Origin of the sequence: Runella sp. (assembly GCF_027484545.1) — a bacterium.
GTDB lineage: Bacteria > Bacteroidota > Bacteroidia > Cytophagales > Spirosomataceae > Runella.
The window spans coordinates 1-8,328 of the sequence record NZ_JAIXST010000313.1; the positions used below are offsets into that span (position 1 = coordinate 1).

Annotated in this window: 5 protein-coding genes; 4 read left to right on the forward strand and 1 reads right to left on the reverse strand. The window is 44.6% G+C overall.

Features of this window, described 5'->3' with window-relative positions; genetic code table 11:
- Positions 1 to 139: 139 nt before the first annotated feature.
- The 3 genes from Q0081_RS28010 to Q0081_RS28020 are packed head-to-tail and all read left to right on the forward strand — an operon-like array spanning position 140 to position 2,861.
- Positions 140 to 856 carry a DUF6588 family protein gene (locus tag Q0081_RS28010; RefSeq protein WP_310586538.1) on the forward strand — a complete coding sequence of 239 codons (717 nt, stop codon included), beginning with the start codon at positions 140 to 142 and terminating at the stop codon, positions 854 to 856.
- Positions 857 to 889: 33 nt separating this feature from the next.
- Positions 890 to 2,146 carry a hypothetical protein gene (locus Q0081_RS28015; protein WP_298361326.1) on the forward strand — a complete coding sequence of 419 codons (1,257 nt, stop codon included), beginning with the start codon at positions 890 to 892 and terminating at the stop codon, positions 2,144 to 2,146.
- A 31-nt stretch (positions 2,147 to 2,177) separates the two neighbouring features.
- A complete protein-coding gene (locus tag Q0081_RS28020; RefSeq protein WP_298361328.1) occupies positions 2,178 to 2,861 on the forward strand; it encodes a hypothetical protein in 684 nt (227 codons plus the stop codon).
- A gap of 10 nt (positions 2,862 to 2,871) precedes the next feature.
- On the opposite strand, the gene Q0081_RS28025 is transcribed toward Q0081_RS28020, so the two are convergent.
- The gene (locus Q0081_RS28025; protein WP_298361330.1) at positions 2,872 to 5,040 is read right to left on the reverse strand and encodes an ATP-binding protein; all 2,169 of its coding nucleotides are present in this window, start codon (positions 5,038 to 5,040) and stop codon (positions 2,872 to 2,874) included.
- Positions 5,041 to 5,395: 355 nt separating this feature from the next.
- On the opposite strand from Q0081_RS28025, the gene Q0081_RS28030 reads away from it, so the two are divergent.
- Entirely contained in the window at positions 5,396 to 8,050 is a 2,655-nt protein-coding gene (locus Q0081_RS28030) for a sodium-translocating pyrophosphatase (RefSeq protein ID WP_298361332.1), read from the forward strand.
- Positions 8,051 to 8,328 lie beyond the last annotated feature (278 nt).

The window sequence follows — 8,328 nt, forward strand, 5'->3', positions numbered from 1 at the left end:
GTGGACTAAAACAGGTTTGCAACAAGTAGCTAATATTAGGGTCGCTTTTAAAAACAATCAGTGCAATAAAGTAACCGATTTAATAAAAATGGCGGCTTAATAAACTTGTCCTACACCCTCTACGTTCAATACCAGACATATCCACAAAACTTCCGTAGACAGTGGATTTCATCTTTATCTGGGCGTAACCGCTTTCTCTACGTGGATTTTAGACGATAAAACCCGCTACTTTACGGGTACTACTGATGTCCCTTTTTCTCCCGAACAGAGTGCACGTGTTCCAACGATTCTGGAGCCCAGAGAAATCGTCACCGTCAATGGGCTTAACGGAACCTCCTATACTTTTCCTGCCGGACTGGGAATCAAAGCTGTGGCATTAGCAGTACCGCAATTGACCATTGGCAGTATTTTCGGTACGGAGTTTAACGTTCGATTCTTCGGCTATGATTTTGGAGGGGATTTTGGAAAACTTCAATTTTTGGGCGGCGGTGTTCGGCATGATATCGGAAGGTATTTTGTAAAGGACTCACGCCTCAAAATTTCGGCAGAGTACTGCTTCCAAAAACTCAACGTAGGCAATTATTCTGACCTTACCATGCATAAAATCGGAGTCTATGCCGGCCACCAATGGAAGCTGTTTCACTACTACGCCTACTTGGGTTATCAAAAAAGCGCGATGAATATTGATTACGCAGGCTCCGCGGATGCTTCGCCCGTTCATGTACCTCTCAGTAACAAAAACCCCTTACTGCTCGCTGCGGGAATGGGCGTAAAACTGTGGATTTTCTGGCTCAATGTACACGGAAATTTCATTCGCCCCGTGGTAGCGGCGGCAAGTTTAGGCTTCAGTTTTTAAATCATTTAATCCATTTAAGTTCAAGAATCTGTTATGAAAAAAATCGTTTACTTACTGCCTTTAGCCTTCTTTTCTATCGCACTTTTTACCTTAACTTTTGCTCAATCGGTCAATCTTACCAAATCAGTTTATGCACCGGGAGAACGAATTGTCGTTAATTTTTCAGGGTTTTCTGGTAATGCCAAAGATTGGATAAGTATTGCCCAACCCGGCAGCGCAGATGATAAATACATCGTTTGGGAATATATAAATGGCAGCAGAAGCGGCTCTGTGAGTTTTAACGGACTCCCGTATGCCAATTACGAAATCAGGGGCTATTATAATAATGAAAGTACGGTAAGAGCGCGGGCATCTTTCAAGGTGGGCAATGCTGACCAGAACCTTTCCGTCAGCCTTTCCAAATCGGTTTATCCTCCCAACGAACGAATCGTGGTTAATTTTTCAGGATTTTCTGGTAACGCTAAAGATTGGATAAGCATTGCCCAACCCGGCAGCGCGGATGATAAGTACATTTTATGGCAATATACCAATGGAAAACAGAGCGGTACCGTGGATTTTGCAGGACTGCCCGAAGGCAATTACGAAGTACGCTCTTATTTTAACAATGAAAGCGTAATCAAATCAAGATATGCTTTTACGGTGGGTAAAGCATCACCTACGACTGGTAAGACTGGAAGGTCGGGGCGGTTTTGCAACAAAGAACTAAGCCTATTTTATTCCGGTGTATATGGGCTGGGGTTATGTTGGGGCAGATTGGGCTCGGATGTGATTGCCCCCGGCACTATTACCGATGTACAGGCTACGCTGACTACTACCATTACCGCGCTAAACACCATCACCTGTCTTGATTTTGACGTTCAAAAAATCAGCAGTTACTCCGCCCGTTTGCCAGGAATGTCAAGAGTACAGGCGGTCAATGAGATTGATTTACTGATAAAAGAAATTCTGGGGTCTATTCAGCGGGCCAATATTAGCTGCGACAACGGAGCCGGGCTAACCTCTCTGTATTTGATTGGTATCCATTTAGGTGCTTCGCAGGCGATATGCAATACGTTTGTATGCCGAGCGATTCCCATGGACTGGCAAACAAACCTTCGCAACCATTTAAGTTTGGTTAGTAGGGGAATATCCGAATATAGTGCCTGTATTCCCGGAGTCAGTCCATCCTTAGTCAGTACAGTTGCGGTGGGTTCGCCCAATGCCTATATCCCTTTCTCCACCATAGTCGCCATTCATATTCAGGTGTTATGGAGTGTTTCCTTATCTACCTGTTGCTGTTCGTGCAAATAATCCAATGTCTTGGCTTAAATCTTCTAAAACCATGAAAAACTATCTATTGTATTTCCTCCTATTGTGTTTTACGCTGCAACAGGCTTGCGCTCCTTCCATCTTAAAAAAAGTAAAAGTTAGCCGAACAGTCACTAAAACAATCCAATTGAACTATGCCATTAATCAGGTTGGTAATTTTCAGACGTATCAACTCATTGACAGCCGTGACATTACGAATTTATTTGACCCCGAAAATAACAAAGTATCCAGCGCAACGATCGAAAAAATTGATATTCACGGAGTTAGCATCGGAGCAAAAGTTCTTCCAACCAATACAGCCACTCAGGTAATACTAAGTGCCGATGTAGTGAGCGGTGCTTTGCTCAACACCATCAGTCCGCTGTTGAATGAGACCAAAACCATTGCTATTTCCAAGAGTGAGGGGTTGGATTTGGAAAATGCTCTGGGCAATGCCATCGGAACAACCGATGATGTCTCTATCTACAATGCTATTTCGATTTTGAAGGCCAAAGGTGCATCAGAATTACAAAAAATTTTGGACGCCAACCTAAGCGGTATCAACCGAGGAGGCTTAAGCATCCGTTTGAACGGAAAAGTACCGGCCCAGCGTCTGGTGATGAACCTAACCTTTCAAATCAATGCCTCAATCACCTTTACCCGCTGTGAACAAATACTGGTGAGTGGTGAGATGTCTGTAGATGACGAGTGTATTTAATCAGAACTCCTCACTGCTTGCCAACAGGCAGCGTAATGACAAACTCTGTCCCTTCGCCTTCGGTACTGGTCACTTCCAGCGAGCCCTGATGGGCTTTGGTAACAATATCATACGACAACGACAGCCCAAGTCCAGTCCCTTCACCTGTGGGTTTGGTGGTAAAGAATGACTGAAAAACCTTTTGGAGAATGGCCTGTGGAATGCCAGTACCATTGTCTCTAACGCGTATTTCAACGAATTTTCCCTCTTTTACTACCGTACTTACCCAAAGCGTCGGCTCGTAGAAATCAGGAACAAGTTGTTGTTTTTGCTGAAGGGCGTAAAATGAGTTGGTGTAGAGATTGAGCAATACCCTCCCCATGTCCTGCGCAGCAAGGTTGAGCGTCGGAATGTCGGCACTGAAATCGGTAATCAGCTGACAGTTAAAGTTCGGATGAGCGGCCCGTTGGCCGTGGTAGGCAAGGCGCAGGTATTCATCGGTCAAAGCATTGAGGTTGGTGGGTTCCATTTGCCCCGACGATGTGCGCGAGTGTGCCAACATACTGCGCACAATCGAACTGGCCCGCTGTCCGTGATGGGTGATTTTTTGCATATTTTGCTGCAAGTCAGTCAACAGTTCGTTTTCCAATTTTTTGTCCTGGTGTTCGGGTGCTTTTTCGCGTTCTTCCAGCAATTCATCCAACAGTTCAGCGGAGACTTCCGAAAAGTTGTTGACGAAATTGAGCGGGTTCTGAATCTCATGCGCCACACCCGCTGTGAGCTCTCCCAACGAAGCCATTTTCTCTTTTTGAATGAGTTGATTCTGAGTCGCTTTCAGAGTTTCGAGCGATTGATTCAGTTCCGCGGTTCGTTGCTTCACCTGACGTTCAAGGGTTTCGTTTTGGGTAGCCAGTATCTGTTGCTTTTCGTGCTCCTGTGCGAGTGTTTTGGCTGAGAGTTTTTGAACTTCTTCCAGATTCAGTCGCATAGATCGGTACGTATGGGTATAATCGTGCACCAAAGAGAGCGACAGGCCGATGGGAATGCTTAACAATACCGCAAAAACAAAAAAAAGCACCACAAAGGCTAAGATAAAGGCATTATCCCCCAAACTGGTGAGACTTTGTACAATACCCATTATGGCTGCCGAAAGAATCAACAACAGTAAAGCAAAAAGCAAAAAACGGAGCGAATTCCACGGGAGTTTATTGTTGGAATCTCCGTACCGTTTCCCCAACCAACTCACTCTGATATAATCAATCAGCACCAGAAAAAAAGGAATCAAGAATTGGCCATCAGGCAAGGGTTCAATGAAGCATTGATACCCAAAACTAACTGCCAATGCAATAATGACGAGGTAAAAGAACCAACTATGACGTCGTTTTAAATAGGTATAAACGGCGGCCAGCAACAAACCAAAAGCCAGATGAATGGTTAGAACCTCCCCGGCATCCAGCAAGGATTTTTGGGTAAGGGTTCCCAAAAAACCATCTATAATACTGAGGGCAAACAAAATGGTGAAGCAAAAGGTGGCAAAGGCCAGAATCAAGTGTACCTTTTGGTTAGGATTGGCACGAAAAAAAAGAAAATGCAGCAGGGAAAGAATACCGAACAACCCGGCCAGCATACCGCCTACGCCCGCATTCCACGCGGTATTGACCAATTGATTAAGCATGGATTGGTGTGACGGTTCAAGCCAAACCTTAAAAGCTTCCTGATCGGTAGAGGCATAATAGAGGGGGGAGGAACGAAACGAATAGCGTAGAGATATGACATGGGTGTTTGTATCTTTGACGGTAAACGGAATTTGCATGAGCCTAATCTGAGACGTAGAATCCAACGGGTCGAAGGCGTTAGTTGTAGCCACCATTTTCCCGTCTAAATACAGTTCAGAGTTGCCGAATTGTTTTATAATAAGAGTATAGTCCGTTTTTAAAGACTTTTGAGAAAGGCTGAATTGAAGCCGGAACCAGCCTTTTTTTGCTTTCCAAAGGGCCTTGTTGTCCCGTAATGAAATGTTAGCTTTCTGCCAATGAAGATCATGATAGTCGGGTTTTGCCCACTCCAACGAATCTCCCGCCTTGAATTTCCAACGGTCATCCCTAAAAAAGTCCTCCCCTTTTTGAATGTTGATTCCAACCTGCTGGCTTTGCGCAAAAAAGGGCAGTAAAAGAATAAATACGATATAGTGTTTTTTCATAAGTGGCGGTTTGAAAGGCTGAAATACGGCGAAAAGATGCGCTTTGCCAAATTAGGGAACAAATGAGAAACGACCAAAATCTGCGCACAATTTAGGCGAGACCGTCATTTGCCGTTGAAGCGTTTATTGAACGGGTAGATTTATTCACTAAAAGGACTCTTTACAATTATATAGGGAAGTGTTTACCGATTACAGCATAAAAACGCTATTTTTATGGGTTATACACTCCCCAAAATAGCACAAAAGCGATATAAAATAAGCAAATTCCTAACCATGACTTTGGGTAAATGGGGTAGGTTCTGCTATATTTGCCCGAATTTTTGGAAACTGTAAATCAAAATCCTAATTACTACGCATGAATAATATCATTTATCTCGTTCCTGCTTTTGGTGTCGTGGGGCTACTGTACACTGCCTGGCGTTTCAGCTGGGTGTCAAGTCAGCCTGTCGGTGATGCAAACATGCAAAAACTCTCGGGTTACATTGCCGATGGTGCTATCGCCTTTTTGAAAGCCGAATGGAAGATTCTGGCCTATTTCGCCATTCCTACGGCCATTATTTTGGGTTATTTGGGTACTCAGGAAGGTACCCCCGAAAATCCTATTCACTCTTCTCCTCTTATTGCCGTTGCCTTTTTGATTGGGGCGCTGTTGTCTGCTACGGCGGGTTACATCGGTATGAGAGTCGCCACCAAAGCCAACGTACGTACGGCACAGGCCGCGCGTACCTCACTGGCTAAAGCCCTGGAAGTTTCTTTTACGGGCGGTTCCGTCATGGGAATGGGCGTAGCAGGTTTGGCCGTTTTGGGTTTAGGCGGTCTTTTCATTGCCTTTTACAATTACTTCGCTGCGGGCAAAGCCCTTACTTCTGATGAAATGAAAACCGCCATCGAAGTATTGGCTGGTTTCTCGTTGGGAGCGGAATCTATCGCGCTTTTTGCGCGGGTAGGTGGCGGTATCTATACCAAAGCAGCCGACGTAGGCGCTGACCTTGTAGGTAAAGTAGAAGCAGGTATCCCCGAAGATGACGTTCGTAACCCTGCCACTATCGCCGACAACGTAGGTGATAACGTAGGTGACGTAGCCGGGATGGGTGCCGACTTATTCGGTTCTTACGTAGCTACTATTTTGGCGACCATGGTATTGGGTCAGGAAATTGAAGTTACCGACAACTACGGCGGTTTCTCTCCCGTATTGCTTCCCATGCTAATTGCCAGTGTCGGTTTATTAGCTTCTTTGGTTTCTACTTTCTTTGTACGTATCAAAGGCGAAACTTCTTCGGTACAAAACGCACTCAATATCGGTAACTGGGCTTCTATTGCCATTACTTTGGTAGCTTGTTATTTTTTAGTAACCAATCTTTTACCTGAAAATATGGTACTCCGTGGCGGTAAGCCTTTTGGAGCAATGGATGTATTCTACGCCATCTTAGTTGGTTTGGCAGTAGGTACACTGATGTCTATGATTACGGAATACTACACTGCGATGGGCAAACGTCCAGTACTTTCTATCATTGAAAAATCAGGCACGGGACACGCTACCAACATCATCGGCGGTTTAGCCGTAGGGATGGAATCAACGGTATTACCCATTTTAACCTTGGCGGCCGGTATCATCCTTTCGTACAAATTTGCAGGTCTTTACGGTGTTTCTATTGCGGCTGCCGGTATGATGGCTACTACAGCGATGCAGTTGGCGATTGATGCCTTCGGACCTATTGCCGATAACGCGGGCGGTATTGCTGAAATGTCACAATTGCCTCCGGAAGTTCGTGAGCGTACTGACAACTTGGATGCGGTTGGTAATACTACTGCTGCTACCGGAAAAGGATTTGCGATTGCTTCTGCTGCCTTGACCTCATTGGCATTGTTTGCCGCGTTTGTAGGAATTGCGGGCATTACCCAAATTGACATTTACAAAGCTGATGTATTGGCAGGCTTGTTTGTGGGCGGTATGATTCCGTTTATTTTCAGTGCTCTTTGTATTTCTGCCGTAGGTAAAGCAGCCATGGAAATGGTAAACGAAGTACGTCGTCAGTTCCGTGAAATTCCGGGAATTATGGAATACAAAACCGAGCCTGAATACGAAAAATGCGTAGCTATCTCTACAGAAGCTTCCATCAAGCAAATGATTCTTCCGGGAGCTATTGCGTTGATTACGCCGGTACTCGTAGGTTTCACCATGGGGCCTGAAGTTTTAGGCGGTTTGTTGGCCGGGGTAACCGTATCGGGTGTGTTGATGGGAATTTTCCAATCAAACGCCGGTGGTGCGTGGGACAACGCCAAAAAATCGTTTGAAAAAGGAGTAATGATTGACGGACAGATGTATTTCAAAAAATCGGAGCCGCACAAAGCTTCGGTAACGGGAGATACCGTAGGGGATCCATTCAAAGATACCTCAGGTCCTTCGATGAACATTTTGATTAAGTTGATGTCAATCGTTTCGTTGGTAATTGCGCCATACATCGCCGTAAAGGGTGGCCACAACCACACCAAGGCTAAAGAAACCATTGAGGTAAACGTGACGAAAGAAAACAACAGCGGTACAATTACGAGCGCTGCCACCTTGAAATTGGACAACGGCCTCGAAATGAATATTGCAGCGAATGGCAATCCTATTGAAGTAGGCTTAATTGATTTCATTCGTTCTGATAAACCCGTTGACAAAACAACTTGGTTTGATTTTGACCGTTTGTTGTTTGAAACGGGAAAATCAACCTTGAAACCTGAATCACAGGAACAACTCAAAAACGTATCCGAAATAATGAAGGCTTTCCCAGCAGTAAATATCAAGTTGGGTGGCTATACAGATAATACAGGTGATGCCAATGCCAACCTTAAACTCTCAGCAGACCGCGCCAAAGCAGTTGAAGGAGAATTGGTTGCGATGGGCGTTGCCACAGAACGTATTGATTCAGAAGGCTATGGCGACCAATATCCCGTAGCTGATAACACTACTGAAGAAGGTCGTGCTAAAAACCGTCGTATTTCTATTCGGGTAACGAAGAAATAAGTCCATGGTTGATAGACTATAGTCCACAGTTTATCATTTGAATATGTCATCAAAAGCTCCGTTTCAGAACGGGGCTTTTTTTGTTGAAAATAACTCATATAATCCATTGAAAATCAATATATTATCTTTAACCGTAGACCATCGACTAAAAACTATGGACTATCAGGGCATTTTGATAAAAACTTGGGATGAGCTACGTTTGTAAATTTTACGACCAAGCAAAACCCCAATGAAATTAACCCATCCCGAAAAAAAACGGATAACCGTTCCAAAGACCA